Source organism: Nonomuraea sp. NPDC052116 (genome assembly GCF_040680035.1).
GTDB classification, from domain to species: Bacteria; Actinomycetota; Actinomycetes; order Streptosporangiales; family Streptosporangiaceae; genus Nonomuraea; species Nonomuraea angiospora_A.
This window is the reverse complement of sequence record NZ_JBFAWA010000042.1, coordinates 74,748-100,766: the sequence shown is the minus strand read 5'-3', so window position 1 is coordinate 100,766 and position 26,019 is coordinate 74,748. Positions and strand designations below refer to the sequence as shown.

At 73.0% G+C, this 26,019-nt stretch carries 25 protein-coding genes and 1 pseudogene; 19 read left to right on the top strand and 7 right to left on the bottom strand.

The window, feature by feature from the left end:
- Positions 1-179: 179 nt before the first annotated feature.
- Positions 180-2,885, top strand: coding sequence for an AAA family ATPase (locus tag AB0L65_RS52220; protein ID WP_364262968.1), 2,706 nt, complete (start codon positions 180-182; stop codon positions 2,883-2,885).
- Here the strand turns inward: AB0L65_RS52220 and AB0L65_RS52215 are convergent.
- Positions 2,882-4,921: an FUSC family protein gene (locus tag AB0L65_RS52215; protein ID WP_364262965.1), complete on the bottom strand. Its 2,040-nt coding sequence runs from the start codon at positions 4,919-4,921 to the stop codon at positions 2,882-2,884. The two genes, AB0L65_RS52220 and AB0L65_RS52215, sit on opposite strands and share 4 nt — an antisense overlap.
- Positions 4,922-5,185: 264 nt before the next feature.
- Positions 5,186-6,193 (bottom strand): hypothetical protein, encoded by a 1,008-nt coding sequence (locus tag AB0L65_RS52210; protein WP_364262962.1) that lies wholly within the window; start codon positions 6,191-6,193, stop codon positions 5,186-5,188.
- A gap of 283 nt (positions 6,194-6,476) precedes the next feature.
- Here AB0L65_RS52210 and AB0L65_RS52205 point away from each other — a divergent pair, with 283 nt between their 5' ends.
- Positions 6,477-6,977 carry a hypothetical protein gene (locus AB0L65_RS52205; protein ID WP_364262959.1) on the top strand — a complete coding sequence of 167 codons (501 nt, stop codon included), beginning with the start codon at positions 6,477-6,479 and terminating at the stop codon, positions 6,975-6,977.
- A 293-nt stretch (positions 6,978-7,270) separates the two neighbouring features.
- On the opposite strand, the gene AB0L65_RS52200 is transcribed toward AB0L65_RS52205, so the two are convergent.
- Both AB0L65_RS52200 and AB0L65_RS52195 read right to left on the bottom strand, forming a co-directional pair.
- Positions 7,271-7,438: a hypothetical protein gene (locus tag AB0L65_RS52200; RefSeq protein ID WP_364262952.1), complete on the bottom strand. Its 168-nt coding sequence runs from the start codon at positions 7,436-7,438 to the stop codon at positions 7,271-7,273.
- Positions 7,439-7,471: 33 nt separating this feature from the next.
- Positions 7,472-8,296: a helix-turn-helix transcriptional regulator gene (locus AB0L65_RS52195; protein ID WP_364262949.1), complete on the bottom strand. Its 825-nt coding sequence runs from the start codon at positions 8,294-8,296 to the stop codon at positions 7,472-7,474.
- Between the two features lie 172 nt (positions 8,297-8,468).
- Here AB0L65_RS52195 and AB0L65_RS52190 point away from each other — a divergent pair, with 172 nt between their 5' ends.
- The gene (locus AB0L65_RS52190) at positions 8,469-9,833 is read left to right on the top strand and encodes a HAMP domain-containing sensor histidine kinase (RefSeq protein WP_364262946.1); all 1,365 of its coding nucleotides are present in this window, start codon (positions 8,469-8,471) and stop codon (positions 9,831-9,833) included.
- Here the strand turns inward: AB0L65_RS52190 and AB0L65_RS52185 are convergent.
- The gene (locus AB0L65_RS52185) at positions 9,830-10,843 is read right to left on the bottom strand and encodes a nitrilase-related carbon-nitrogen hydrolase (RefSeq protein ID WP_364262943.1); all 1,014 of its coding nucleotides are present in this window, start codon (positions 10,841-10,843) and stop codon (positions 9,830-9,832) included. The genes AB0L65_RS52190 and AB0L65_RS52185 overlap by 4 nt on opposite strands.
- Positions 10,840-11,769: a DUF1838 family protein gene (locus tag AB0L65_RS52180; protein WP_364262940.1), complete on the bottom strand. Its 930-nt coding sequence runs from the start codon at positions 11,767-11,769 to the stop codon at positions 10,840-10,842. The genes AB0L65_RS52185 and AB0L65_RS52180 overlap by 4 nt, the downstream gene beginning before the upstream one ends.
- Before the next feature lie 171 nt (positions 11,770-11,940).
- Here AB0L65_RS52180 and AB0L65_RS52175 point away from each other — a divergent pair, with 171 nt between their 5' ends.
- The 4 genes and pseudogenes from AB0L65_RS52175 to AB0L65_RS52160 all read left to right on the top strand — a co-directional run.
- The gene (locus tag AB0L65_RS52175; protein ID WP_364262938.1) at positions 11,941-12,579 is read left to right on the top strand and encodes a TetR/AcrR family transcriptional regulator; all 639 of its coding nucleotides are present in this window, start codon (positions 11,941-11,943) and stop codon (positions 12,577-12,579) included.
- Positions 12,576-12,869, top strand: coding sequence for a DUF6204 family protein (locus AB0L65_RS52170; RefSeq protein WP_364262935.1), 294 nt, complete (start codon positions 12,576-12,578; stop codon positions 12,867-12,869). Before AB0L65_RS52175 ends, AB0L65_RS52170 begins: the two co-directional genes overlap by 4 nt.
- Before the next feature lie 27 nt (positions 12,870-12,896).
- Positions 12,897-13,463 (top strand): XRE family transcriptional regulator, encoded by a 567-nt coding sequence (locus tag AB0L65_RS52165; RefSeq protein ID WP_364262932.1) that lies wholly within the window; start codon positions 12,897-12,899, stop codon positions 13,461-13,463.
- Between the two features lie 31 nt (positions 13,464-13,494).
- Positions 13,495-13,857: pseudogene (locus AB0L65_RS52160) on the top strand (GNAT family N-acetyltransferase); the annotation flags it as partial.
- 161 nt (positions 13,858-14,018) lie between these two features.
- On the opposite strand, the gene AB0L65_RS52155 reads toward AB0L65_RS52160, so the two are convergent.
- Entirely contained in the window at positions 14,019-14,852 is an 834-nt protein-coding gene (locus AB0L65_RS52155; RefSeq protein ID WP_364262929.1) for a MurR/RpiR family transcriptional regulator, read from the bottom strand.
- A 63-nt stretch (positions 14,853-14,915) separates the two neighbouring features.
- Between AB0L65_RS52155 and thrC the strand changes: the two genes are divergently transcribed.
- The 12 genes from thrC (at position 14,916) to AB0L65_RS52095 (ending at position 26,008) form a co-directional block, all read left to right on the top strand.
- A complete protein-coding gene (gene thrC, locus AB0L65_RS52150; protein WP_364262926.1) occupies positions 14,916-15,980 on the top strand; it encodes a threonine synthase in 1,065 nt (354 codons plus the stop codon).
- Positions 15,981-16,083: 103 nt separating this feature from the next.
- Positions 16,084-16,692: a biotin transporter BioY gene (locus tag AB0L65_RS52145; protein ID WP_364262923.1), complete on the top strand. Its 609-nt coding sequence runs from the start codon at positions 16,084-16,086 to the stop codon at positions 16,690-16,692.
- Positions 16,693-16,699: 7 nt separating this feature from the next.
- The gene (locus AB0L65_RS52140; RefSeq protein ID WP_364262920.1) at positions 16,700-18,061 is read left to right on the top strand and encodes an AMP-binding protein; all 1,362 of its coding nucleotides are present in this window, start codon (positions 16,700-16,702) and stop codon (positions 18,059-18,061) included.
- A gap of 1 nt (position 18,062) precedes the next feature.
- Positions 18,063-19,256, top strand: coding sequence for a thiolase family protein (locus AB0L65_RS52135; RefSeq protein WP_364262917.1), 1,194 nt, complete (start codon positions 18,063-18,065; stop codon positions 19,254-19,256).
- Positions 19,253-19,927 carry an ABC transporter ATP-binding protein gene (locus AB0L65_RS52130; RefSeq protein ID WP_364262914.1) on the top strand — a complete coding sequence of 225 codons (675 nt, stop codon included), beginning with the start codon at positions 19,253-19,255 and terminating at the stop codon, positions 19,925-19,927. The genes AB0L65_RS52135 and AB0L65_RS52130 overlap by 4 nt, the downstream gene beginning before the upstream one ends.
- Positions 19,924-20,529 carry an energy-coupling factor transporter transmembrane protein EcfT gene (locus tag AB0L65_RS52125; RefSeq protein ID WP_364262911.1) on the top strand — a complete coding sequence of 202 codons (606 nt, stop codon included), beginning with the start codon at positions 19,924-19,926 and terminating at the stop codon, positions 20,527-20,529. Before AB0L65_RS52130 ends, AB0L65_RS52125 begins: the two co-directional genes overlap by 4 nt.
- 54 nt (positions 20,530-20,583) lie before the next feature.
- Positions 20,584-20,928: a metalloregulator ArsR/SmtB family transcription factor gene (locus AB0L65_RS52120; RefSeq protein WP_192784068.1), complete on the top strand. Its 345-nt coding sequence runs from the start codon at positions 20,584-20,586 to the stop codon at positions 20,926-20,928.
- The gene (locus tag AB0L65_RS52115) at positions 20,928-21,548 is read left to right on the top strand and encodes an SRPBCC family protein (RefSeq protein ID WP_364262908.1); all 621 of its coding nucleotides are present in this window, start codon (positions 20,928-20,930) and stop codon (positions 21,546-21,548) included. The genes AB0L65_RS52120 and AB0L65_RS52115 overlap by 1 nt, the downstream gene beginning before the upstream one ends.
- A 123-nt stretch (positions 21,549-21,671) precedes the next feature.
- A complete protein-coding gene (locus AB0L65_RS52110; protein WP_364262906.1) occupies positions 21,672-22,466 on the top strand; it encodes a hypothetical protein in 795 nt (264 codons plus the stop codon).
- Positions 22,466-24,163 carry a peptidoglycan-binding protein gene (locus tag AB0L65_RS52105; RefSeq protein ID WP_364262903.1) on the top strand — a complete coding sequence of 566 codons (1,698 nt, stop codon included), beginning with the start codon at positions 22,466-22,468 and terminating at the stop codon, positions 24,161-24,163. Before AB0L65_RS52110 ends, AB0L65_RS52105 begins: the two co-directional genes overlap by 1 nt.
- The gene (locus tag AB0L65_RS52100; protein WP_364262900.1) at positions 24,156-24,830 is read left to right on the top strand and encodes an ABC transporter ATP-binding protein; all 675 of its coding nucleotides are present in this window, start codon (positions 24,156-24,158) and stop codon (positions 24,828-24,830) included. Before AB0L65_RS52105 ends, AB0L65_RS52100 begins: the two co-directional genes overlap by 8 nt.
- A 2-nt stretch (positions 24,831-24,832) precedes the next feature.
- A complete protein-coding gene (locus AB0L65_RS52095; protein ID WP_364262897.1) occupies positions 24,833-26,008 on the top strand; it encodes an ABC transporter permease in 1,176 nt (391 codons plus the stop codon).
- Positions 26,009-26,019 lie beyond the last annotated feature (11 nt).

The window sequence follows — 26,019 nt, the reverse complement described above, 5'->3', positions numbered from 1 at the left end:
ATGAACGCGGCGGAATCCGCCGCCCGTCCATCGTGCGCCGCCGCCCAGGTCGAGCGGTATGCGACAGGTGACTGCATCTGCCGTCCGGCACCCGTTGCTAAGTTGGCAAGGAGGCGGCACGGACCTGCGACGACGCTGCGCCACGGCCGACGGCACAGGCGATTTCCGGAGGGAGGCCCATGGACGAGCGGGTGCCACGCGACCCGATCATCGGGCGGGACTCCGAGATCGAGCGGCTCTCCGCCCTCGTGGCCGACGGGTCCGGCGGACACGTCCTACTCCTGTCCGGAGCCGAGGGGACGGGCAAGAGCACCCTGCTGGAGGAAGCGGTCCGCCGCGCCGAGGCGGCAGGCCACCGGGTGCTGCGCGCGACCGGCCACGGATCCGAGAGAGACCTGGCCTTCGCAGGACTCCACCAGCTCCTGCGGCCGGTGCTGCAGGAGGCGGCCGACCTGCCGGACAGGCAGCGCCTGGCGCTGCTGGGGGCTTTCGGCTTCGCGCCCGAGGCCCCCGACCCCCTGCTGACAGGCGTCGCGGTCCTGACCCTCCTGTCCCAGGTCGCCGAGCGGGCGCCCCTCCTGGTCGTGCTCGACGACGCCCAGTGGATCGACTCCGCCTCCGCCGCCGTCCTCGCCTTCGTCGCCCGGCGGCTGGACGCCGACCCGATTGCCGTGCTGGTCGCCGCACGCGACGGCGATCCCGGCCTCGACCGGGATTTCCCGACGCTCACGCTGGGCCCGCTCGACGACGTGGCGTCCCGGCGGCTGCTCGACCTGCACTCGCCCGGCCTGACGGGAAGGATCAGGAACCGCGTCCTCGACCAGGCCGCGGGCAATCCGCTGGCCCTGCTCGAGCTGGCCGAACACGCTCGCCCCGACCGCGACGATCACGGTCCGCCGCCGGTCGGCGAGCGCCTGGAGGACATCTACGCCGCCCGGCTGACAGAGCTGCCGGAAGCCGGCCGGCGCGCCCTGCTGCTGCTGGCCGCCGCCGATGTGGAGGACCCCCCGGACGCCGTCCTGGCGCTGCTGCCCGACGCCGACGACAAAGCCTGGCCCGCGGTCGAAGAGTCCGGGCTGATCCGCCGGGCGGGCCGGCACCTACGGTTCCGCCACCCGCTGATCCGCTCCGCGGTCTACCACGCCGCGCCGTTCGACGCCCGGGTGGCGGCCCACCGCGCGCTGGCCGACGCCCTGCGCGACGAACCGGACCGCCGTGCCTGGCATCTCGCCGCCGCGACCCTCCGCCCGGACGCCGAGGTGTCGGCGGCCCTGGAGCACACGGCCGGTAGGGCTCGTCGGCGAGGTGGCTACGCGGCGGCGGCCAAGGCGCTGGCCCGCGCGGCGGAGCTGCGTCCCGGACGCGACGACGGCGCCCGCCTGCTCGCGGACGCGGCCGGCCTGGCCGTCTTCACCGGGGACCTGTCCTGGGTGCGGGAACTCGCCGATCGGGCCCGCGACCGTACCGACGACCCGGCCGTGCTCGCCGCGGCCTCCCTGCACGTCGGCCGGCTGGCGGCGCTGACCAGGCAGCACGCCACCGCTTTCGCCGGCCTGGCCGCGATCGCCGACGACCTGGCCGCCACGCGTCCGGACACCGCGCTGGACGCGCTCGCCACCGCCGCCGTGTTGCGCTTCTACTCCGGCGAGGAATCCCAACGGCGGGAGATCGACCGGATCCTGCCCCGCCTGCCCGCCGGACCGCTGCGGGACTGGGTGCGGATCGTGTCGGACCCGTTCGGCGGCGGGCGCGAGCTCGTGCCACGGCTGCCGGACCTGATCGCCGCGGCCGGGGCCCACCCGGAACGGCGGACCGCGCTCGCCGTCGCGGCCTGGGTGCTGGATGAGCTGCCCCTGGCCGTCCATACGTTCGAGGAGGCCGTACAGTCGTGGCGCGCCGCGGGACCGCTGCCCGACGGGCTGGGCGGCGTCGTCGCGCTCGCCTACTTCGAGTACGGCCACTGGGAACAGGCCCGGGCGGTGTGCGCGGAACTCGCCGAGCTGTCCGTCGCGGCCGGGCTCGCCCACGCCGTCGCGTGCGCGCGCGCCGTCGACGCGATGGTCCAGGCCTCCCACGGAGACGCCGCGGGTGCCCGCGCACTCGCCGAGGAGGCGCTGAGCCTGGTGAACCCGTTGGAGAGCCGGTCGGTTGCCATGTACGCGCGCCGCGCCCTGGCCGCTGCCGCCCTGGCCGAGGGCGATTACGAGGCGGCCTACGAGCACGCGCGGATGGTGTTCGACGCCGACGGCGACCCCGTCCACTACCACGCCTCCTACCCGGCGCTGCCGGAGCTCGCCGCGTCTGCCGCGCGCGGCGGGCACCACGCCGAAGCCGTCGAGATCGTCGAGCGCTCGGCCCGCGCTCTCGCGCGCGGAGGCTCGCCCCGCCTGCGGGCCCTGGTCCACCGCAGCCGCGCGCTGCTCGCCGAGCCCAGCCACGCCGAGCCCGACTTCCTGGCCGCCCTGGCCGACCCGGCACTGGAACACTGGCCCTTCGAGCGCGCGCAGGCGCTGCTGGAGTACGCCGAATGGCTGCGCCGCCGACGCCGGATCGCCGAGGCGCGGCCGTACCTCAGCACCGCGTACGACATCTTCCGCCGCCTCGGCGCACGCCCGTGGACGGAACGCGCGCAGGCCGAGCTGCGGGCGGCCGGTCTGGACGTCGACACCCCGGACCCCGACGCCTTCGCCGGACTCTCCCCGCAACAGCAGCAGATCGTCCGGCTCGCCGCCCGCGGGCTGACCAACCGGGAGATCGGCGAACGCCTCTTCCTGTCGCCGCGCACCGTCGGCTCCCACCTCTACCGCACCTTTCCCAAGCTGGGCGTCACCGCCCGCTCCCAGCTGCGTGACGTGCTGGAGACGGGGACCCGCACGACCGACTAACGTGCCGGGCAACCGATGCGGGCTCCGCCGAGAGCCCCCGCGAGCTCGGTCGTCGCCTCGTCCAGGCGTTCCAGGTGAAACAGTTCGCGGTGCGCCGCGGAGGTGCGGTCGCCGCCCCACCGGCGCTCGGCGGCGAGCCGCGCCAGCGTGCGGCGGCCGTCGTGACAGGGGATCGCGGGCCACCCGCCCGCCTCCACCAGGGTGATCGTCCGGTCGAGCGTGGCCCGGATGCGCTCGACGGCGCGCACCTCGCACCCCGCTCCGCCCAGCTGAGCCGCTGGTTCGGCGGTCACGGCGGCGAGGCTGCGGGCGTGATAGGCACACGACTCCAGCAGCGCGAGCAGACGGCGGGCATGGGCACGCCGGGCGCGGCGCGGGTTCAGCGGGTGGGTCAGCGGACGGAGCGAACCGGCCAGCTCCTCGATAGCCCCGTCCAGCTCACGGATGTCGAACAGCGCGCCCCCTTCCCTTACGCGCGCCCGCCGGAGGATCCGCAACACTTCGAGCAACCGCGCCGCGCCGGCCCGGCCCGCGGTGGTGGGCAGCACGAGCGTCCCCATGAGCACCCCGCACAGCGCCCCGAGGACGGTCTCCTGGACGCGCAGCGCGAGGAGCTCGGCCGAGAAGGTGCCGAGCAGGACGAACGTCATGGCGATCAGGCAGGTGACGAAGAAGGTGACCGCCCAGTACGCACGCGGCGGGGTTCGGAAGATCCCGTAGACACAGACCAGCGACACGCAGAGCGCCGCCAGGACGCCGCCCCCGCCCACGGCGGCGAGCGCCGGCCCGCACACGACGCCCAGGACGGTGCCCAGCAGCCGCTGGAAGCCCTGGACCAGGATCTCCTCAGAGCTCTCGGTGCTCACGAAGACGACCCACGCGGTGAGCACGGCCCAGTACCAGCGCTCGGAGGACAGCAACTCCCCGAGCACGACGGCGATCGCCCCTGCCGCGGCGACCTGGACGGCCTGCCGCGTCGTGACCCGCCTCAGCCCGCGAGGGCTGGTACGAGGTGGCCGCCTGCCGTCTCCCAGCCGGTAAGGGGCACCGTCGACCAGCCGGAGTCCGGCCACGGCCCGCGTCAGCTCGCCGATCGCGTGACGCACGTCGAGGAAGGCGTCAGGAGCGCCCCCGAGCTGCCGGTCGACCCGGTCGTGGTCCGTGTCACGAGGGCGCATGAGATGGCCGTGGACAACCTGCAGCTCCGCGACCAGGTGCTCCCGGGCGCGTGAGCACGCCGGCCCGGCCGAGGCGGAGCGGACGATCAGCACCGCCAGCCGCTGCGCGGCCACCTCGGCCTGCGCGACCCGCCTCAGCACCCGGTTCGCGGAGGACTGCGCGCCCACGTCCTGGTCCAGGAGGTCCGCGATCAGCAGCGCGTCACGGTGCAGCCGGGCGACCCGGCGTTCCAGCGACCGCGTAAGGCGGGCATCGTCCCGTCCCGCCCGCACCACCTCGATCGCTCCGAGCACGACGTGTCCCAGGTGCGTGTGGAAGGCCCGCCTCAGCCGTCGCAGCGTCCTCGCGGGTCCCGTCCGCAGCAGGCCGAAACGCACCAGCGCATGGGCGGCGAAGCCCACGCCCACGGCGGCGTACAGGCCGGGCAGATCGCTCACCCGCGCGTCCAGGAACTGGGTCAGGAAATACGCCATGAAGGCGAAGATCCCAAGCGCCTGGCCCCGCGGCCCGTACCGGCGGATGTACACCGCCCAGAAGATCAGCACAACGAAGACGGCCTCGGCCATCACGGGAAAGGGCGCCAGCGCACCGCCCGCGGGCAGCACGGCGAACACCAGGGGAACTGCCGCGACGACCACGAAGACCTGATCCCGCGCGGAGCCGTCGCCGATGGCCAGCGCGGCGGTGAAGGGGGCGAAGCAGCCGGCGACGAGGAACGGGGCGGGCATGTCCAGGAAGGCCAGGACCGCCAGGGCGAGCGCGATGCCCGCGACGGCGGCGAGCGCGGTCGTCGAACGCATGAGCCCGGGGTCGCGGACCGCGAGGCGATCCCACGCACGCCGGAGTTGAATGCCCATCGGTTTCCTCGAGGTTGTCCGGTTCTCCGGGCAATCATGCGGACGTGCGGCCCCGCCGGGGTATCGGACGCATGACTGCACTTCAGCCCGGCTACCGCAGCCGGTCCCCGAAGACGCACCAGCCGGACGGCATGGCGTTCCGCCTGCTGGGACCGGGCGGGCTCTGGGCGGGCGGACGGTCCCGCTCGAGCGGTGAGGCGCACCGCCTGGCCGGAGACCCGGGGCAGAACGCTCGACCAGACTGCGGCGCGCGGGACAGGCGGCTCACTGGACGCTCCAGGCCTCCTTGCGCGGCGGATAGGTGAAGGTCTGCGTCTCGGCCCAGTCTTCCCCGACGACGCGGTAGTCGTGCGCGGCTTCGCTCGCGGTGTGGCGGCGGCCGATGTCGACCGTGTCGGCAGTCGACCAGACACCGTTGACCTGGTGCTGCACGGTGTAGAGAAACTCGTTGAAGCCCGAGGTGGACACGCACGTGTTGACGATGGTGAGCGAGCGCCGCCCCGTCGTCAGATCCGGCGGGAGGGTGACGATCTGGTTTCGCCACTTGTAGATGCCGTCCTCGAGCAGCGGTCGCCATTCTGCGGCCGGGGTCCCGTTGACGGTGATGGTGGCATGTTGCAGACCGACGCCCGCATCAAGCCGGCGGATCAGCCGTACGCCCGTGTTGGCCGGGTCGACGGTCACGGTGAACCGGCTCCACCCGCCACGGGGGAACGCACGACCATCGTCGCTGACGATGTGGGCGGGATTGACGATGTGGTCGGGCACCTCTTTGGATGCGGCGCGTTGCGGCGTAGCCCGCTGGGCGATGACGACGCTCAGGACCACCGCGGCTGCCAGCACGGTCACCGCTGTGAGCAGGGCGGCTCGGCGGCGACGCCGGCCGGTGGCACGGGTCGTCCCCGTGGTGCCAGGTGCGGTCATGACCTGGGCGGCGATCTCCGGGGACCCGGGGGGCAGCTGATTGACACGCACCCGCTCCCACGCCCGTTCCCATGCCGGGAGCTGATGGTCGGGGACGCGGCAGCCCCGAAGGAACGCCACCATCACCGCCTTCTTGGGGAAGCGCCGACCGGCCAGCATGTCGGCGCAGGTGGAGCGTGGCAGCCGCGTTCCGCCCGCCCTGTCCGCCCGTGTCTGAAGCTCCCGAAGTGACACGTCGGCCCGCGCGAACTGCTCGGCCAGCAGTTTCACCAGGTCCTCGGGAGACGTCACCGACTCCGGCCCGCCCTCGGGCCGAGGATCTTGGTCGCCTTGAGGGGCCTCGCTCATCGTTCCCGGACCCTGCCCTCTCCTGACCGGGCCGTTCGGCCTCGCCTGTTGCGACAGACAGTGTACGGGCGATTGCTAGGCGTGTCCGAGCCTGGCCGAGTCTGGCCGAGTTCCTGTTGGACACCCGCCGGGGTGGGTTTCGCTGTCGTCATGGCCGCCGGCACGTTGCCGCTGCTCAGCCATCCTGCGCACGGCTGGGCCAGCTGCATCAACAAGGGTCAGCGCTGGTCCACCCGCCCGGCGTCCACCGCGGGTGGGCGCCGGGCCGCGCGAAGGAGCACGCATGAAGCGCAAATTCGGCCGGAAGGCATTCCTGGCCGGCCTCTCCGCGCCGGTCCTGGGCCTCACGCTGTTCGGGCCGGTGCCCGTGGAGACCGGCACCATGAGGACCGACGGTCCTTGCTACGTGGTGGACATCAACGTCGGCGAGCAGCAGGGGGCCCGCTCGATCTGCCCGCCCGGCACGTGGACGCACTGGCACCAGGTGCACGTCCGCTGCAGGTTCATCGCCGAACCCACCGAGGATGGACCCGTGGTCGGCGGCACCAGCGTGTCGGAGGTGTTCTGCGGGAGAGCCCACCGCCGCGTCCGCGGCGGTGTAGACGTCGTGGCGTGGGGCGGGTTGGGTGTTGCGCCGCTCGAGTGGTCGTCCCGGTCCTGGCCGGAAAGGTTTCGGTGCCCGGGCCGGGCCAAGCGTCTTGGCGCGCAGGTGCCGAAACCCTCTGCGAACGCGAGCGGGCGACAGACGCTGCGGGGATGTAGGCTCCTCCCAAGGGCGGCGTAGGTCGGCGGCCAAGGGGCGGGCCGGCCGGAGTTGGGTGTAGACGGCCAGGTCCAGCTGCCACATCCGGTCCACCTCGATTGCTGTGGCACAAGATCCGCTCTGGCGAGGTGTGCGCGTCCGGCCGCAGCCAGCACGTCACATCCACCGCCAGCACCGACCGTCCGTCTGCCGCTCTGGGCAGGGGTGCCGTGCTCACCGCCCGCCGCGTGTCCATGTCCCGCGAACGGCCCGACCTTCACCCAGTTCAACGAACCGGCCGATGAGAAAGGTTGAAGATCAAGTGGGACCGCGTTTCACAAGGCGTTGAGCCACTGGTTGATCGCGGCGATGATGACGACGGCTTCGTAGCGTACAGCGAGCTTGTCGTAACAGATTGTTATGCCGCACAGGTTGATGCCGCATTCCACGGCGTGGCGCAGCCGGTAGAGCGCGGGGAGGACAGCCCGTGCGCCGCGGCCCACCCGCCCGGGGACGAAAGCCGTTGAAGAGCGATCTCAGCCACGGACGGGCGCGGCGAGGCTGCCCAGCAGTTTCAGCGCCTGCTCCGAAGGGCTGCCCGGCTGGGCGAGCAAAGTGATGAGCTGTAGGCCGTCGGAGCCGTTCACCGAGAAGACCTCGCAGGTCAGCTCCAGCTCCCCGACCTCCCGGTGGCACATGCGCTTGACCTCGGCCACCTTGGGCGAGACGTCGTGGCGGGCCCACAGCCTCCGGAAGTCGGAGCTCTTGACGGACAACTCTCCCACGAGCTCGGTCAGGCGGGGGTCGTCGAGCTGCGACCCGGCGACGAGGCGCAGGTGGGCGACCTTGGAACGGGCCGACTTCTCCCACTCGGGATAGAACTCGCGGGCCGCGGGATCCAGGAAGATCATGCGGAGCAGGTTGTCGCGGTCCTCGAACCCGCCGTACAGGGCGTCGGCGAGGGAGTTCGCGGCGAGGATGTTCATGAGGTCGTCGCAGATCAGCGCGGGCGTGACGGGCCAGCCGCCGATCAGCGTGCGCAGCGCAGGGCTGACCCGCCGGGCCGGCGCCCGCCGGGGCTGGAGCATGGGATGGGCCAGTGCGTGCATGTGAGCCGTGGCCTCGAGAGTCAGCCCGAACACCTGGGCAAGGGCTCCGAGCACGCGCTCGGACGGGTGGCGCTCCCTGCCCTGTTCGAGGCGGATGTAGTAATCCGTGCTGACGTGGGCCAGCATCGCCACCTCCTCGCGCCGCAACCCCGGGGTCCGGCGCGGGCCCACGTCGAGGAGCCCCGCCTGCGCGGGAGTCATGACCTCTCTCCGCGCGCGCAGGAACTCCCCCAACAACTTAGTGCTGTCCATTTAAGTACGATATGTCGGGATTTGAGTGCCAGGGTGGGCGTGTCACTACCAGGCTGAGACGGCACCGCCGCATCCGTCGGCATTCATCCAAGTATGCGAATTTCCTGGGTGTCACACGCCCACCCTTCTCAGCATCGTCCCGCCTTACCGTCGCAGTGACGGAAAGGAAACGATGACCGTGATTCCTCGCCCCCGGTCCATCCGAGCGCGCTGCACCGTGGCCGCGTCACTGCTCGCCCTGGTCGCGCTGGCCGTGGTGGGCGTCACCTCCTCGCTGGCCATCCGCTACCGCATCCAGGACGACGCCTTCAACCGGGTCGAACAGGTCGCCAGCCGGTGGAGTGCGGCGGCCCGCGCCGGCACGATCCCCAAGGTGATACCCACCCCGGACGACCTGGCTCTCATTCAGCTGGTCGACGCGCGCGGCCGGGTCCTCGCCGCCAGCCACTCCGCCCTCGCGCGCTCGGCGCTGAGCACGCTGCGACCACCCGTCGACGATCGCGTCCAGCGGCGGAGCGATGGGTGCCGCCTCCTGGTGGCCATCCGGATCACCACGGCGGCCGGCGCCCAGGTCCTGCTGGCGGAGCGCCGGGAGCCGGCCCTGCTGCGCGGCCACAACCTGGAGTACGCGCTCGCGGCGGCGGCCCTCGTCCTCCTCGCGATCGTCTCCTGGACCTCCTGGAGAACGGTGGGCCGCACGCTGCGGCCGGTCGAGGCGATCCGCGCGCGCCTGGCCGAGATCACCGTCAGCGACCTCAGCCTGAGCATCCCCGTGCCGCCGGGCGACGACGAGGTCGCCATGCTCGTCCGTACCGCCAACCAGACCCTGGAGCGGCTCGACGAGGCGGTGGCGCAGCAGCGCAGGTTCGCCTCCAGCACGTCGCACGAGCTCAGGAACCCGATCGCCGGCCTGCGGGCGCAACTGGAGGAGGCGCTGCTCCACCCGGGCGAGATCGATCCGCACAAGACCATCCGCTCGGCCCTGTCGGTCACCGACCGGCTCGACGCCATCGTCGGCGACCTGCTGGCGCTCGCGCGGCTCGGGGCCGGCGACCCGGCGCCGCCCGAGCCCATCGACCTCGGGCGGCTGGTGGGCCAGGAGGCGCCGCGCGCGGGCCGCGTGCCCGTACGCGTCCACGCGGCCTCGGACGTCTGGGTCCGCGGGTCCCACATCCAGCTCGCCCGGCTGCTCGCCAACCTGGTGAGCAACGCGATCCGGCACGCCGGCAGCGCCGTGGACGTCTTCGTGGCAGCCTCGGACGGCGAGGCCGTGGTGAATGTGGCGGACGACGGCGCCGGCATCGCGCCCGCCGACCGCGAGCGGGTCTTCGAGCGGTTCACCCGCCTCGACGACGCCCGCCACCGCGACGCCGGCGGCAGCGGGCTTGGCCTGGCCATCTCCCGCGACATCGCCCAGAGCCACGGTGGGACGCTCAAGGTCGAGGATGCGCCGCGCGGCGCCAGCTTCGTCCTGCGGCTCCCGCTTCTCGACGCCCCTCCGGTCGATCAGACGGAACGCGTGAGCGCTGTCGCCTAGTAGTCGCCCGGGTCGTACAGGCGTTCGATCGCCTCGATCTGCCGGGCCGCGAACCAAGCCCGATCGCGCGCGCCCTGCGACAGCCCGCCGGGCCGCTCGCCGTCGTGCCTGGCGTACTCCTCGGCCCACAACCCCGTCTTCACCCTGCTCAGCAGGTTGCCCATGCCGGGCCGCCGCCGCAGCCGGCGCAGCGCGCCCACGTCCAGCTCGGCGGCGGCCACCAGCGACTCGCCCGCGCCCGCCTGGGCGAGCACGCGTCCCTGGTGGTCGAGGACCTCCGAGCCGCCGTTGGTGGAGTCGCCGGGGATCGGGATGCCCCTCAGGCCGCCGCTGTTGGCCGAGACCACGTAGGCCAGGTTCTCGGCGGCCCTGGCGCGGCGGGCGATCGCCTTCGGGGTCGGCGCCGGTGAGGAGGCCTCGGAGGTGGGGTGGCAGAAGACCTCGGCGCCGCGCAGGGCCAGCGTGCGGGCCAGCTCGGGCATGAGGATCTCCTCCGAGGCCAGCACCGCCAGGTTGCCGATCTCGGTACGGGCCACCGGCAGCACCCCGTCGATGCCGTAGACCTCCAGGTAGCGCTCCCACACGTCGTACGGGCTCGGCGTGAACATCGAGTGCAGCCTGCGGTAGCGCAGGACCGGCGCACCCTGCGGAGAGAGGATCACCGACGCCTGGAAGTACAGCTCGGGGAAGTGCTCGTCGCGCTCATAGGCGTTCACACACAGGTAGACCTCGTGCCGGACGGCGATCCCGGCCAGCGCCTCGTACTCCGGGCCGCCGGGGTCGAGCCCGGCCTTGTCACGCCACTCGGCGAAGCTCTCGCGCATCGGGAAGCCGGTCAGCACGTACTCGGGCAGCACCACCAGGCGCAGGTCGCGGCCGAGCCAGGCCTTGCTGCCGCCGACCTGCTCGGCGACCCGCTCGATGGCGGCGCGGATGGCGGCCCTGGGGTCGGCGGCGGCGTTGACGGCCCTGGTCTCCATCTGGAGCGCCAGAGCCGTGTAGGCGGTCATGCGCGCCCGTTGGCCGCGCACCAGGACGACCAGGTGGTGGCGCCCTTGCCGAGCTGCTTGTTGTAGAAGGAGCTCCAGGAGTTCTCGCTGGCGCCGGGCGCGGTGGGGGCGGCCTTGAAGAGCGGGTGGTTCGTCTCGACCTCGGCGCGCAGCCACGGCTCGATCTCGGCGTAGGAACTCAGGGACCAGCTGCGGGCGTGGTAGGTGAGCTGGCCGCGTACGTCGCTCTCGGCCAGGCACATGAACGGCGCCCACGGGCTCGTCCGCGCCCAGCTGATCTTCGTCTCCATGGCACCGGAGGGGACGGTGCCCGGAACGGTCCTGGCGGCCGCCTCGCGCTCGTCCACGGAGAAGTCGAACATCTCCTGGGCCGCGTACACGCCGCCCACCAGGCCGAACCGCTCGCCGAGCGCGGTGCCGAAGTCGGCGCGTACGGGGATGTCGCTGGTCCACACGTTCTCATCATGCAACTGGCGCACCGGCGGGCCCACGTAGGCGGAGGTGATGTTGAACGGGCCGAAGTTCACCGCGTCGTTGTTGATGGGGATGACCGGATAGGTCTTCTGGTCGATCGGGTTCTTCCATTCCCGCAGGACCCGCGTGGGATCGGCGGGGTCGGTGTAGAAGACGATCTCGCGGGAGAGCTGGTAGAGCTGCGTCGTGTCCGGCACCCGGTACAGCCGCCTGATGTTGTAGCCCTCGATGTTGAACAGCTTCTGGCCGTGCCGCATCGCCGGGTCCAGGCTGTTGCCCTCGATGTTGGCGTACACGCTGCCGGAGATCCGGAAGACCATGTCCTTGCCGTCGGGACGGCCGAAGGTCTGGAGCGAGAGCAGGCCGCTCCGATCGGTGACCGTCTTGTAGACCGGTCCCGGAGCTGTCGGGTCGGCGGGCTTGTCGTCGGCCGCGGCGCCTGGAGCGGTCACGCTCAACAAGAGGGCGGCAAGGGCTAAAGACCGGAGGATATTGCGCTTGACCATGGGCATCTCCGAACACTTAGGCGAGTGAGCGAGCCCAATGTGATCATGTCGCGCTCGGCGCTGTCCATCAGGCCCAGAAAACTGCAATGGACTCCAAATTTGGAGTAGACTCCAGGTATGGTGGAGGGGCTTCGGGAGCGGAAGAAGCGGCAGACCCGGCAGCGCATCATCGGCGTGGCCATCGGCCTGTTCGTGGAGCGCGGCTTCGAGCACGTCACGATCGCCGAGGTCGCGGCGGCCGCCGAGGTGTCGGTGAACACCGTCTACAACTACTTCCCGGCCAAGGAGGACCTCGTCCTGCCGCCGGAGGAGGCCTCGCCGCACCGGCTGGCCGACATCGTGCGGGACCGCCCGCCCGGTCAGTCGGCGGCCGGGGCGGTGCTGGCGCGGCTGCGTGCGGAGGTGCGCGGGCGCGAGCGCCAGGTGGGGCTGACGGAGGGGTTCGGGCGGGTGCTGGAGATGATGCGGGCCGCGCCCACGCTGGCCGCCCGCCTGGACGACCTCGGTCGCCGGATGACCGACGAGCTGGCCGTCGTGCTGGCCGAGGAGACCGGGGCGGCCGAGGGCGATCCGCTGCCGCGCGTGGCGGCCTGGCACATCGGGTGCCTGCACGCGCTGGTCTACGCCGAGATCGGCCGGCGGACGGTCGCGGGCGAGCCGCCCGACGCCATCGCCGCCGCCGTGCTGGAGCTGATGGATGTCGCAGAAGGGCTGCTGGGCGAGCGTGTCCTGGCCTATGCCGTACGAAAGGGATGACCGTGTTCAGGGTGACGATCAGGGGCAAGTTCAAGGGGCTCGACGACGCCGGGCGGGCCGCCGTGCTGGCCGCGAGCGGCGCGGCGTACACCGAGGCCGGGACCTTCACCCATGACGCGGGCGTCACGGCCTTCACCTTCCGCTGCCAGGTGCCCGCGGGGCCCGACGACGGTGAGGACGAGGCGGCGCTGGGGGCGATGGAGGCGCTGGAGGCGCACGGACATCCGTACGAGATCCTGCAGCTCGCGGTGACCGACATGCGCGAGATCAAGGTGCGTCGTCGCCGCTGATCCCAGATTTGGGATATTCTCTCTTATATGAGACGGATGGAGGAGGTCGAGGCCCGGCTCGCCGGGCGGCTCGCGGAGCTGCGCGTCGAGCGGGGCTGGTCGCTGGAGGAGCTGGCGAGCCACTCGGGGATCAGCCGCTCGACGCTGTCGCGGCTGGAGCGGGGCGAGATCAGCCCGACCGCCGCCCTGCTGGGCAGGCTGTGCGCCGTCTACGGGCGTACGATGTCGCGGCTGCTGGCCGAGGTGGAGGCCGAGCCGCCGCAGCTCGTACGGGCGGGGGCGCAGGCGGTGTTCCGGGATGAGGAGTCCGGATTCGTCCGGCGTTCGGTGTCGCCGCCCCATCCCGGGATGCGGGGCGAGGTCGTGGAGGGCAGGCTCCGGCCGGGGGCGGACATCTCGTACGACGCGTCGCCGGTGCCCGGCCTGGAGCAGCACATCTGGGTGCTGGAGGGGGCCGTGGAGATCACCGCCAACGGTCACACGCACACCGTGGAGGCGGGCGACTGTCTGCGCTTCCGCCTGTGGGGGCCGTCCCGCTTCCGCTGCCCCGGCCCCGACCCGGTCCGGTACGCCCTCCTGATCGTCCTCCCATGACCCTCAGCTCGAAAGACCCCGGAGGAGTCCCATGCCCGCCATCGAGCGCCTGACCGCCGACGGCTTCGACGCCGACGTCAAGGAGCTGGCCGGCCTGCTGGTCGACGCCGTGGACAGTGGCGCGTCCGTGGGCTTTCTCGCGCCGTTCGGCCACGAGGAGGCCGCCGCCTGGTGGCGGTCCCAGGCTCCGGCGGTGGCCGACGGCAGCCTCCTGGTGTGGGTGTGCCGCGACGGGAGCACCGTCACCGGCCCCGTCACTGGCACCGTCAGCCTCGCCCTGGCGAGCAAGCCGAACGCCCGCCACCGCGCCGAGATCGTCAAGCTGATGGTCCACCGCGAAGCCCGCGGCCGGGGCCTGTCACGCGCTCTGCTGGCCGCCGCCGAGCAGGCCGCCCTCGACGCCGGCGCGTACCTGCTGCTCCTGGACACCGAGACCGGGCAGCACCGCCGAGCACGTCTACCGCACGGGCGGCTGGACCCGCTACGGCATCGTCCCCGACTACGCCGGATCCCCGGACGGCACGCTCCAGGACTGCAGCTTCTTCTACAAGAAGCTCACAGCGTCCGGGTGAGCGCGTCGAGGTCGGCCAGCCGCTCGGTGGGGGCCAGGCGGGCGGCCGTGGCGACGAGCAGCAGCTCGGTGACGGCGATCTCGTGGGCGAGCGGCGCGATCGGCCCGGCGGCCTCGCGCGGCAGCCTGATCAGCACCTCCGCCTCGGCGGCCAGCGGCGACTCCCACGCGTCGGTGACGAGCACCAGCCGGGCTCCCCGGGCGCGCGCGGCCTTGACGAAGCGGGCGGTGCCGGAGGAGTAGCGCCGGAAGTCGTACGCCACCACCAGGTCGGACCCCTTCAGATCCAGCACGGTACGCGCCCGGGCCGGCACGGAGTCGGGCACCCGGTGCGCGCCGGGCCGCAGGCTGGCCAACTGGCGGATCAGGTATTCGGCGGCCAGCTCGCTCAGCGGCCCGCCCAGTGCCCACACGGTCCTGGCCTCGGCGAGCAGGGCCGCGGACGCGTCGAGGAGCGGGTCCGTGGCGGCGGCGAGCGTGCCGTCCAGCCCCGCGCGCAGGTCCTCGGCGGCCTGTCGCAGCTCGGGACTGGCGGCGGGGGAGTCGGGCGCGCGCGAGACGAACTCCAGCAGCCGCGACCGCCCCCGCGCCCCGTCACGCACCGCGGCCTGGAAGTCGGCGAACCCGCCGTACCCCAGCCGGTCGAACAGCCGCGAAGCCGTTGGCGGGCTCACCCCGGCGCGCTCGGCCAGCGCCCGCAGCGAACCCAGCGCCGCGAACGGATAGTCGTCGAGCAGCACCCGCACGATCGCCCGCTCCCCGGGCGGCAGCTCGGGATAGACGGCGCTGAGGCGGTCGGCCACCGGATCGTTCTCCACAATGACAAATGTTACATCAACACCGGCTACCCAGGTTTGCGAAACGAATGTTACGGTGCGGGCATGAGAACCTGGCATGGCCTGATCGACAGCGACTACCGGCGCTGGCTGCCGGTCACCGCCGACACCCCCTCCATCTCGCTCAACGAGGGCAACACCCCGCTCCTGCGCTCCGCGCACCTGTCGGAGCTCACCGGCTGCGAGGTCTGGCTGAAGGTCGAGGGCGCCAACCCGACGGGCTCGTTCAAGGACCGCGGGATGACGGTGGCGATCAGCAAGGCCGCCGAGGCCGGGGCACAGGCCGTCATCTGCGCCTCCACCGGCAACACCAGCGCCTCGGCCGCCGCCTACGCCGCCCGCGCCGGGGTGACGGCCGCCGTGCTGGTCCCCAAGGGACGGATCGCGCTCGGCAAGCTGAGCCAGGCCGTACGCTACGGCGCCGAGATCGTCGAGATCGACGGCAACTTCGACGACTGCCTGCGCGTGGCCCGCGAGCTGGCCGCCCACCACCCGATCGCGCTGGTCAACTCGGTCGGCAACGAGCTGCGCCTGGCCGGGCAGCGCACGGTCGCCTACGAGATCGTGGACGCCCTCGGCGAGGCGCCCGACGTGCACTGCCTGCCGGTCGGCAACGGCGGCAACATCACCGCCACCTGGGGCGGCTACCGCAACTACCACGGCGCCGGCCTGGCCGGGCGGCTGCCGCGCATGTGGGGCTTCCAGGCGGCCGGGGCGGCCCCGCTCGTCCACGGCGCTCCCGTGGCGGCTCCGCAGACGGCGGCCAGCGCGATCAGCGTGGGCAACCCGGCCACCTGGGACGGCGCCGTGGCCGCCCGCGACGAGTCCGGCGGGCTGATCGAGGCGGTGACCGACGAGCAGATCTTCGCCGCGTACCGGCTGCTGGCCCGCCGCGACGGCGTCTTCGCCGAGCCCGCCTCGGCGGCCGGCGTCGCGGGCCTGCTCGACCGGCACGAGCGGGGCCTGCTGGAGCCGGGCCTGCGGATCGTGATCACGCTCAGCGGCAACGGCCTGAAGGACCTGGACGCCTCCCTGCGCGGCGGCTACTCCTCGACGGAGACCTCCTCGTCCGCCTCCGACGTGGCCCGGGCCCTCCGCCTGGCGGCCTGACCGTAGTTGTGGAGAAGGTATCGATCGTTCGCAGAGGAACACCCGGAAAGTTGTGGGATCCCTCCATGCCTGAAGGGTGCGGTTCTGGTGTGGGATCGTCCCCATGATGGATGCATCGAAGCGGCGCAGGTTCCCCACGGGCGACCTGGCGCGGGTGGCCGTGTTCGCGGCGCTGATCGCGGTGCTGGGCGTGCCCGGCTCGTTCAACCTGTTCGGCAACGCGGTCCCGATCACGCTACAGACCCTCGGCGTGATGCTGGCGGGGGCGATCCTCGGCACGTGGCGGGCCGCGCTGGCCGTCGTGGTGCTGCTCGTGCTGGTCGCCGTCGGCCTGCCGCTGCTGGCGGGCGGGCGGGGCGGGCTCGCCGTGTTCGCCATGCCGTCGGCCGGATACCTGATCGGCTGGATCCCGGGCGCGGCGGTGACCGGCTGGCTCGTCGAGCGCGCGGGCCGCAACCCGGGGATCTTCCCGCTGATGGTGGCGTGCCTGGTGGGCGGGATCGGGGTGGTCTACCTGTTCGGCATCCCCGTCCAGTCGCTCGTCACCGGGGTGTCCCTGGGCGCGACGGCGGTGTCCAGCCTCGTCTTCCTGCCCGGCGACCTGATCAAGGTGGTGCTGGCGTCCGGCGTGGCCAGGGGCACGCAGCGGGCCTACCCGGACGCGGTCCCGGCCGTGCACCGCGAACGGCTGCGCTCCGGCGAGGGGCGTTGACCGCTCGATGCCCGTAGCACAACACGTGATGCGGCACGCCGCCGAACGCCCTTCGCACCCGGCGGTGTGCGGCCCCTCCGTCGAGTTCACCTACGCCCAGTTCGCCGAACGGATCCACGGCGCCGCCCGCCACCTGCTCGGCCGCGGGATCGGCCCGGGCGCGCTGGTCTCGATCGGCCTGGCGGACCCGGTCGAGCTGCTCACCGCCGTGCTCGCGGCCGACCTGGCGGGCGCGACGCCGCTGGTGGGCGACCCCGTCTGGGGCCGGGAGCGGTGGTCGAGCGTCGCCGCCGCGGCCGGGCCCGGCTTCCTCGTGGACGCGCCGCTGCCCGGGGCGGCGGGTCCGGCGGTGCGGCACGATCCGGAGCCCGGGGACCGGGCGTGGGCGTGCTTCAGCTCGGGCAGCACCGGCCGGCCGCGCGCGATCGTGCGCACCCGCGCGTCGTGGACGGAGTCGTTCCGGCACCTCGGCGAGCTGGCCGGGATCGGCCCGGACGACGTCGTGCTGATCCCGGGCCCCCTCCTCTCCAGCCTGTACGCCTTCGCCGCCGTCCACACCCTGGCCACCGGCGCGACGGCCCTCCTTCCCGGCCGCCGGCCCTCCCGCACGCTGCCCGGCCTGCTGGCCAGGGCCACGGTCGTGCACCTGGTGCCGCACCGGCTGCCCGACGTGCTGGAGCACCCGGGGGCGCTGCGCGTGGCCGTCGTCGGCGGCGCGGCCCTCGACCCCGGCACCCGGGCGGCGGCCGCCCGGGCGGGGATCCGGGTCGTGTCCTATTACGGGGCGACGGAGCTGTCGTTCGTGGCGGTCGACGCCGACGGGGGCGGGCTGCGCCCTTTTCCGGGCGTGGAGATCGAGGTCAGGTCCGAGGGCGGGCTCGGCGAGGTGTGGGCGCGGTCGCCGTGGCTGGCCGACGGATATCTGGGCGACGCGGCGGGCCCGTTGCGCCGGGACGCCGACGGTTGGGCGAGCGTGGGCGACGTGGCGGAGCCGTACCGGGTAGGAGAGGTGCTGCGGGTACGCGGCCGTGGTGACGGCGCGATCCAGACCGGGGGCGCCACCGTCGTGCCCGAGGACGTCGAGGAGGTGCTCAGGAAGGTGCCCGGTGTGGGGGACATCGTCGTGATCGGCTCGCCGCATCCGTCGCTGGGTGCGGTGGTCACGGCGGTCATCGAGGCCGAGTGCGCCATGCCGCCGCCGCGCGCGCTGCTGGAGGCGACGGCCAGGGGCGGCCTGGACGAGGCGCAACGGCCACGCCGCTGGTACGCGGTGCCGAGCCTGCCCCGCACCCAGACGGGCAAGCCCGCCCGAGCCCTGGTCGCGGCCCGGCTGGCGGGCGGCGACCCCGACATCCGGCGGCTGATCTGACATGCGCGACTCCGATCCGCGCCACGAAGCCGCGACCCGGACCCTCGGGGACGATCCGGTCGTCGTGGCGGCCCGGCGCACCCCCATCGGGACGGCCGGGCACGCGTTCAAGGGCGTGACGGTCGATCGGCTGGCCGCGCCCGTGATCGCCGCCGTGGCGCGCGAGCTGGCCGGGCGGCGGGTGGACGACGTGGTGCTGGGCAACTGCATGGGGCCCGGCGGGAACGTGGCCAGGGTGTCGGCCCTGGCGGCGGGCCTGGGGCACGAGGTGCCCGGCCTGACGGTGGACCGGCAGTGCGGCAGCGGGCTGGCCGCGATCCTGGTGGCCGGCCAGGCCGTCCGGGCGGGGGAGATGGACCTGGTGATCGCGGGAGGGGCGGAGAGCGCCTCGACCGCGCCGCTGCGTACCCATCGGGGTTCGACGGAGCCGTATCCCAGGGCGCCCTTCGCGCCGCACGGCCACCCCGACCCCGACATGGGGCCGGCCGCCGAGGCGCTGGCGGCGGCGCGCGGCGTCAGCCGGGCGCGCCAGGACGCCTACGCCTGCCGCAGCCACGCGAGGGCGCTGGCCGCGCGCGAGGCGGGCCGGTTCAAGGAGGAGATCGTCCCGATCGGCGAGCGCCGCGACGACCAGCGGCCCCGGCCGCTGCGGGCGGCGTCGCTGGCCCGGTTGCCCGCGGCCTTCGTGGCGGACGGTACAGTGACGGCCGGTAATTCCTCCCCGGTCAGCGACGGCGCCGCGGCCGTGGCCATCGTGCCCGAGCGGCTGCGCGCGGGCCTGCCGGGGATGCGGCTGGTGGCCGGGTCCGTCGTCGGGTGCGATCCCGAGCTGCCCGGGTGGGGTCCGGTGCCGGCGGTGCGGCGGGTGCTGGCGCGTGCGGGGGTGGAGTTGGAACAGGTCGCGGCGGTGGAGATCGTGGAGGCGTTCGCGGCGCAGGTGCTGGCCGTCACCGACGCGCTCGGGATCGACGCCCTGGACGACGATCGGGTGTGCGCCGACGGCGGTGCGCTGGCCCTGGGGCATCCCTGGGGCGCCACCGGCGCGGTCGTGGTGACCCGGCTGTTCGGCCGCCTCGTGCGCGCGGGCGCCCCGCCGGGGACGCTGGGCCTGGCGGCGGCCGCGGTGGGCGGCGGGCTCGGCGTGGCCGCCCTGTTCGAGGTGGTCGGCACCGGCCGGGACGGAGCGCGGGCGTGATCGAGTTCGCCGACGTGCGCGTACGCCTCGGCGCCCGCGACGTCCTCAACGGCGTCACCGCCGCCCTGCCCGAGCGGCGGATCGGCGTGGTCGGCGCCAACGGCTCGGGCAAGAGCACCTTCGCCCGCCTGATCAACGGCCTGGCCCTGCCGACCTCGGGCAGCATCACCGTGCTCGGCCTCGACACCCGCCGCCACGCCGCCAAGATCAGGCGGGGCGTCGGATTCCTGTTCACCGACCCGGACGCGCAGATCGTGATGCCCACCGTGGCCGAGGACGTGGCCTTCTCCCTGCGCCGCAAGGGCCTGGCGCGCGAGGAGGTCGAGCGGCGCGTGCACGACGTGCTCAGCCGGTACGGCCTGGCCGGGCACGCCGACCATCCCGCCCACCACCTGTCGGGAGGCCAGAAGCAGCTGCTCGCCCTGTGCTCGGTCATGGTGCTCGAACCGGACATCCTCGTCATGGACGAGCCGACCACACTGCTGGACCTGCGCCACTCCCGCCAGGTCGCCGACCTGCTGCGCGAGCTGCCGCAACAGGTGCTGGTGGTCAGCCACGACCTGCCGCTGCTGGCCGACTTCGACCGCGTCCTGGTGCTCGACCAGGGCCGCGTCGTCGCCGACGGCACCCCCGACGAGGCCATCACCCACTACCGGAAGATCATGTCGTGAACGGCCTCACCGGCGCCTACGTCCCCGGCTCCTCGCCGCTGCACCGGCTCCCGGCCGGCGCCAAGCTGGCGGGGCTGGCGCTGGCGTGCACGGGTCTGGTGCTGCTGAGCTCGCCGATCGCGCTGGCCGGCGCGGCGGTCGTGGCGGCCGGTCTGTACGCGCTGTCCGGGGTCGGCGTGGCGGCGGCGTGGGCGCAGGTCAGGCCGGTGCGGTGGTTCGCGGTGGGGTTGTTCGGGATGCAGTGGGTGCTCGTGGACCTGCCGGGGGCGGTGTCCACGACGCTGCGCGTGGTCCTCGCGGTCGCGCTGGCCGGGCTGGTCACGCTCACCACCCGCACCTCGGCCATGATGTCGGCGCTGGAGCGCTGCCTGTCGCCGGCCAGGTTCGTGGGTCTGGACCCGTTCCGGCTGTCGTTGCTGCTGTCGCTGACGGTACGCAGCGTGCCCGTCGTGGCCGCGCTGGCCACCCGCGTCAGGGAGGCCCAGCGGGCCAGGGGTGTCGAACGCAGCTTCCGGGCCTTCGCCGTGCCGCTGGTGGTCGGCTCCCTCCGGCACGCCGACGCGCTCGGCGAGGCCCTGAGCGCCCGCGGCCTGGACGACTGAGCGAAGGCATATCCCAGGTTTGACTTATATAAGCCCGTCCTGAACAATCAGGTCGTGCACGCATTCGACGTCCTCGGCGATCCGGTCCGGCGGCGGATCCTGGAGCTGCTGGCCGCCGGTGAGCAGAGCTCGGGAGAGCTCACCGGCGTCATCCAGCGCGAGTTCGGCATCTCCCAACCGGCCGTCTCCCAGCACCTGCGGGTGCTGCGCGACAACGGCTTCGCCAGCGTACGAGCCCAGGGCACCCGGCGGCTCTACGCCGTCGAGCCGGGGCCGCTGCAGGAGGTCGATCTCTGGCTGGAGCGATTTCGCGGCTTCTGGACCCAACGACTGGACGCGCTGGCGACGGAGCTGGCCCGCGGCAAGCGCGAGCGCCGCATGAACGAAAAGGACACCTGATGGATATCGTGGACGAGCTGCTCAAGGCGCAGCGCGAGGTGAAGGACGGCGACGTCAAGAGCGTGGTGCTGCGACGGCACTACGACGCCGAGGTCGAGGACGTCTGGGACGCCTGCACCGACGCCGGGCGCCTGTCCCGCTGGTTCCTGCCGGTGAGCGGGGACCTCCGGGTCGGGGGGACGTACCAGCTCCAGGGCAACGCGGGCGGGGAGATCCTGCGCTGCGAGCCGCCCAGCCTGCTGAAGGTCAGCTGGCTGTTCGGCGAGAACCCCGGCTTCTCCGAGGTCGAGGTGCACCTGTCCGCCCAGGACGGCGGCACCCTGTTCGAGCTGCGCCACAGCGCCGAGGTGCCGCCGGAGTTCTGGGGGCGGTTCGGGCCGGGCGCGACCGGCGTGGGCTGGGACCTGTCGCTGCTGGGCCTGGCCCTGCACCTGTCGACGGGTGGCGACACAGGGGTCGACGAGGCCACGTTCCACGAGACCAGCGAGGGGCGGCGCTACATCACCGAGAGCAGCCGGGCCTGGGGCGAGGCCCACCTGGCCGCGGGCGGCGAGCCCGACGAGGTCGCCGCCGCCGTCGCCGCCACCACCGCTTTCTACGCCCCCGAACCGGAGCGTTGATACGCGGCGGATACACGGCTGAGCACGCGCGGATACCCGGCCAATACAGATCGGCCGGGAGAGGGCTCCAAGGTGGCCACGGCGTCGCGAAGGGCGGCGTGAGTCACCGGGAAGGAGTCCCCGATGCGTGTGCTGATGTGTGGCCTGCTCGGTCTGGCGGTGCTGACCGGCTGCGGGGGAGACCCGGCCCCCGCGGCCGACGGCGGTGGCGGTGGCGGTGCCACGACGGACAAGGCCCGCGAGCGCGAGACCGTCATCGCCACCTGCATGAAGCAGAAGGGTTTCACCTACACCCCCTCGGTCAGCCCGCCCAGGAAGTCCGCGGCGAACCCCGCTGACTACGCGGCGATGAAGGCCGAGCGCGGCAAGAACGGCTTCGGCGTCTTCTCCGCCGTCGTCTATCCGAAGCCGCCGGAGACACAGGCCCCGGACCCCAACCAGGCGACGATCGACGGCCTCTCCGGTGCCAGGCGGGACGCCTACCTCAAGACCCTGAACGAGTGCCGGGTCACCGCCCTCCGGCAGGTGAACGGCCTCAAAGCCACCTCGGTCGCCGACTACCAGGACCAGATGGCCACGGAGATCGAGAACATCGACAAGACTCTCGACGGCGACCCCAAGCTGCTGGAGCTCGCCGCGCCGTTCGCCGAGTGCCTGAAGTCCAAGGGCGAGCGGGTGACCTCCGAGAAGCCGGTCGCGCTGAGCGGCCGCGGCGTGGTGCTGTGGAGTGAGCAGGCCGACCGGCTCGGCAAGGCGGGCACCGTCACGGCGGAGGCCGCCAGGCCGTACCTCGCCAGGGAGATCAAGTCAGCGCTGGTCGACCTGGAATGCGGCAAGGACTTCTACGCCGCCTTCATCCCCCTGCAGAAGCGGCTCACCAACGAGGCCAGGGTGAAGTACGGGTTCCAAGAGCGGTGATGCGCACCCCTCGCGGAAAGCTGCTGCTCGTGCCGGCCGTGGTCCTGGCGGTCGCGGGGACCGGCTGGGGAGTGGCCGCCCTGCTGCGCTCCCCGGCCGACGAGGCGGCGGCGCGCAAGCCGCCCAGACCGTCGCTGGTCACCGTCGCGGTCGAGCGGCGCAAGCTGGTCGCCACCGTCGTCGTCAGCGGCGCGCTGGAGTACGGCTCGCCGTATCCGGTGTCGCTGGCCGGGGTGGTGGGCGGCGGCGAAACCACCCAGCGCGCGACCCGCGCTCCCCGGCGGGGCACCCTGGCGGAGGGCGCGGTGATGATGGAGGTGAACGGGCGCCCGGTGTTCGTCTTCTCCGGCACGGTGCCGATGCACCGCAGCATCGTCTCCGGCGCCAAGGGGGCCGATGTCGAGCAGTTGCAGAAGGCGCTGCGCAGGCTCGGTCACCGCGCGCCCGCGACCGGCGTGTTCGACCGGGCGACCGTCGCCGCGGTGTCACGTTTCTACGCCAAGAAGGGCTATGAGGCGCAGCAGCCCACCTTGGAGCTCCGGCAGAAGCGCGACGACCTGCGCCGGGCCGTACGGACCGCCCAGGAGGTGCTCGCGACCGAGCGCCTGGCCCTTGACCAGGGCAAGGACGTGCTCCCGCTGAAACTCAAGCTCGCCGACGCCCGGCAGGATCTCAAGGAGGCCGAACAGGCGCTCGGGAACGCGCGGGCGCAGGACCGCACCACCGACGACGAGGCCAAGGTCGAGGCCGCCGAGAGCGCCGTACGGGCAGCCGAGGAGAAGCTGCTGACGGCCCAGCAGGAGCTCGCCCAGGCCACCGCGACGCCCACTCCTGAGCCCAGCTCCACGGTGAGTGCCACGGCCGGGCCGCCCGCCGACACCCGCCTGCTCGAACTCCGGGTCGCCAACGCCCGAGCGGATCTGGCCGCCGCCAGGTCGGCGCTGGAGCGCGTACTGAAGGAGGCCGGGATCACGCGGGCCGCGCGGCTGACCGAGCTGGGGAAGAACGTCCGGCTGGCGCGCGAGGCGGTCGCCACCGCCGAGCAGGCGCTCCGGCAGGCCAGGCAGCTCTCGCCCGTCAAGCTGAAGGTGGCCAACGCCCAGCGTGACCTGGCCGCGGCACGGGCGCTGCTGGCCGAGTTCTCCCGCACCTACGGCGTCACCGTCCCGCCGGGAGAGGTCGTCTTCCTGCCCAGGCTGCCCGCCCGCCTGCACAAGCCGGCCGTCAAGGCGGGCGAACTGGTGGACAAGTCGTTCGCCACGGTGACCAGCGCCTCGTTCGTGGTCTCGGGCTCGGTGGACGTGGCCGAGGCCGAGCGGGTGAAACCCGGCCTGAACGCGAGCATCGAGACCGAGGCCGGCAAGACCGTCCCCGGCACGGTGACCTCCCTCGGCGGACGCGACGCGAAGGGCGCCGTGCCGGTGACGATCACCCCCACGTCGATGAAGGGCCTCAAGAAGCTCGCCGGCGCGCCCGTCACGGTTCGCGTGACCATCGGCGCCACCGACCGGGAAGTGCTCGTGGTCCCCGCCGCGGCGGTCGTCACCGCCGCGGACGGCCGGGCCCGGGTGCAGGTGGAGATCGCCCCCGACCGGACCAAGGAGGTCGAGGTACGCACGGGCCTGTCCGCCGACGGAGCCGTGGAGGTGACCGGCGAGCTCAGGCCGGGCGACCTGGTGGTGATCAACAGTGCCTGAGCCGGTCATCCTGCTCGACGGCCTGACCAAGGAGTTCCCCGCCGACCCTCCCGTCAGAGCGCTCTCCGCCGTCACCCTAAGAGTTGAAAAATCGGACTATGTCGCCATAATTGGCCCCTCGGGGTCCGGGAAGTCCACGCTGCTCAACACGCTCGGCCTCCTCGACCGGCCGACCAGCGGCAGCTACCGGCTCGACGGCATCGAGACCACCACCCTGAAGGACGGCGCGCGGACCACCATCCGCGGCAGCCGGATCGGCTTCGTCTTCCAGTCCTTCCACCTGTTGCCGCACCGCAGCGTGCTGGAGAACGTCATGCTGGCCGAGGTCTACGGCGCGGCACCGCGCGCGGGGCGGCGGCAACGCGCGCTGCGGGCCCTGGAGCGGGTACGGCTGTCGCACCGGGTGGACTTCCTGCCCGGCAGGCTGTCCGGCGGTGAGCGGCAGCGCGCCGCCATCGCCCGCGCCCTCATGGGCGAACCGTCGCTGCTGCTGTGCGACGAACCCACCGGCAACCTCGACAGCAGGAACACCGACGCCGTGCTCGACCTGTTCGACGAGCTGCGCGCCCAGGGGATGACCATCGTGGTCATCACTCACGAGACCGACGTGAGCGACCGGGCCGCGCGCCGGGTGCGCATCACCGACGGCGTCCTCACGGAGGAGTAGACGTGCACCCTCGCGACCTGCTGAACGAGGCCGTGGCGGGGCTGCTGGCCCGCCCGGTGCGCTCGGCGCTGACCACGCTGGGTACCGTGCTGGGCATCACCACGCTCGTGGTCACCCTGGGCGTCGCCGCGACGGCGGGCAACCAGATCGTCGGCCGCTTCGACGAGCTCACCGCCACCTCCGTCACGGTCGAGGTCCCGGAGAACCCGTTCCCCCTGGTCGACTGGGCCGACATCGGCCGGGTGACCAGGCTGCGCGGGGTGGTCTCCGCCGCCGCCCTCGCCGAGTCGAAGCAGAGCGCCAACCTCAGCGTCCGCTCCAACGACATCGTGGACCCCACCCGGGTCACCGACCAGACCCTGACCGTGGTCTCCAGCGGCCCTGACCTGCCCGCCGCGGTCAAAGGCAGGATGATCGAGGGCCGCTACTTCGACGCCGGGCACATCGCCCGCGGGGACGAGGTCGTCGTGCTGGGCCGGCACGCGGCCGAGCTGCTGGGCATCACCCGGCTGACCCGGGCTCCGGCCGTCTTCATCGGCACGCAGGCGTACACCGTCATCGGCGTCCTCGGCGACCTGCGACGCGAGAAGAGCCTCGCGAGCGCGGTCATGCTGCCGCCGTCCGTCGGCAGGCGCTACGGCCTGAGCACCGTGACCCGGGTCCTGATCAACACCGGTCTCGGCGCCGCGGAACTGATCGCCAGGCAGGCCCCGGCCGCGCTCAGCCCCGGCAACGAGGCACTCCTCCAGGTCGGCTCGCCGCCCAGCCCCACCAGGGCCCGCGATGCGGTGGAAGGCGACGTCGACGCCCTCTTCCTGATCCTCGGGCTGGTCTCCCTGGTGGTCGGCGCGGTCGGCATCGCCAACGTCACGCTGGTGACCGTGATGGAGCGCGTCGCCGAGATCGGCCTGCGCCGCGCCCTCGGCGCCGCCCGCCGCCACATCGCCGCGCAGTTCCTGCTGGAGTCCACCCTCACCGGCCTGACCGGCGGCGTCATCGGCGCTTCGGTAGGGATCGTCGTGATCGTCGCGGTCTGCGCCGTCAAGCAGTGGACGCCGGTCATGGACGTACGGCTGGCCCTCATGGCGCCTGCCGCCGGTGCCGTCGTCGGGCTGCTCGCGGGCCTCTACCCGGCCCTGCGCGCCGCTCGCATGGAACCGGTCAACGCACTTCGCTAGATATGGTGCCC

Excerpts from the sequence above, each read along its gene's own strand:
- AB0L65_RS52220 (WP_364262968.1), top strand. The coding sequence starts at position 180 with ATGGACGAGCGGGTGCCACGCGACCCGATCATCGGGCGGGACTCCGAG.
- AB0L65_RS52215 (WP_364262965.1), bottom strand. The coding sequence starts at position 4,921 with ATGGGCATTCAACTCCGGCGTGCGTGGGATCGCCTCGCGGTCCGCGAC.
- AB0L65_RS52210 (WP_364262962.1), bottom strand. The coding sequence starts at position 6,193 with ATGAGCGAGGCCCCTCAAGGCGACCAAGATCCTCGGCCCGAGGGCGGG.
- AB0L65_RS52205 (WP_364262959.1), top strand. The coding sequence starts at position 6,477 with ATGAAGCGCAAATTCGGCCGGAAGGCATTCCTGGCCGGCCTCTCCGCG.
- AB0L65_RS52195 (WP_364262949.1), bottom strand. The coding sequence starts at position 8,296 with ATGGACAGCACTAAGTTGTTGGGGGAGTTCCTGCGCGCGCGGAGAGAG.
- AB0L65_RS52190 (WP_364262946.1), top strand. The coding sequence starts at position 8,469 with ATGACCGTGATTCCTCGCCCCCGGTCCATCCGAGCGCGCTGCACCGTG.
- AB0L65_RS52185 (WP_364262943.1), bottom strand. The coding sequence starts at position 10,843 with ATGACCGCCTACACGGCTCTGGCGCTCCAGATGGAGACCAGGGCCGTC.
- AB0L65_RS52175 (WP_364262938.1), top strand. The coding sequence starts at position 11,941 with ATGGTGGAGGGGCTTCGGGAGCGGAAGAAGCGGCAGACCCGGCAGCGC.
- AB0L65_RS52170 (WP_364262935.1), top strand. The coding sequence starts at position 12,576 with ATGACCGTGTTCAGGGTGACGATCAGGGGCAAGTTCAAGGGGCTCGAC.
- AB0L65_RS52165 (WP_364262932.1), top strand. The coding sequence starts at position 12,897 with ATGAGACGGATGGAGGAGGTCGAGGCCCGGCTCGCCGGGCGGCTCGCG.
- thrC (WP_364262926.1), top strand. The coding sequence starts at position 14,916 with ATGAGAACCTGGCATGGCCTGATCGACAGCGACTACCGGCGCTGGCTG.
- AB0L65_RS52145 (WP_364262923.1), top strand. The coding sequence starts at position 16,084 with ATGATGGATGCATCGAAGCGGCGCAGGTTCCCCACGGGCGACCTGGCG.
- AB0L65_RS52140 (WP_364262920.1), top strand. The coding sequence starts at position 16,700 with ATGCCCGTAGCACAACACGTGATGCGGCACGCCGCCGAACGCCCTTCG.
- AB0L65_RS52135 (WP_364262917.1), top strand. The coding sequence starts at position 18,063 with ATGCGCGACTCCGATCCGCGCCACGAAGCCGCGACCCGGACCCTCGGG.
- AB0L65_RS52115 (WP_364262908.1), top strand. The coding sequence starts at position 20,928 with ATGGATATCGTGGACGAGCTGCTCAAGGCGCAGCGCGAGGTGAAGGAC.
- AB0L65_RS52110 (WP_364262906.1), top strand. The coding sequence starts at position 21,672 with ATGCGTGTGCTGATGTGTGGCCTGCTCGGTCTGGCGGTGCTGACCGGC.
- AB0L65_RS52105 (WP_364262903.1), top strand. The coding sequence starts at position 22,466 with ATGCGCACCCCTCGCGGAAAGCTGCTGCTCGTGCCGGCCGTGGTCCTG.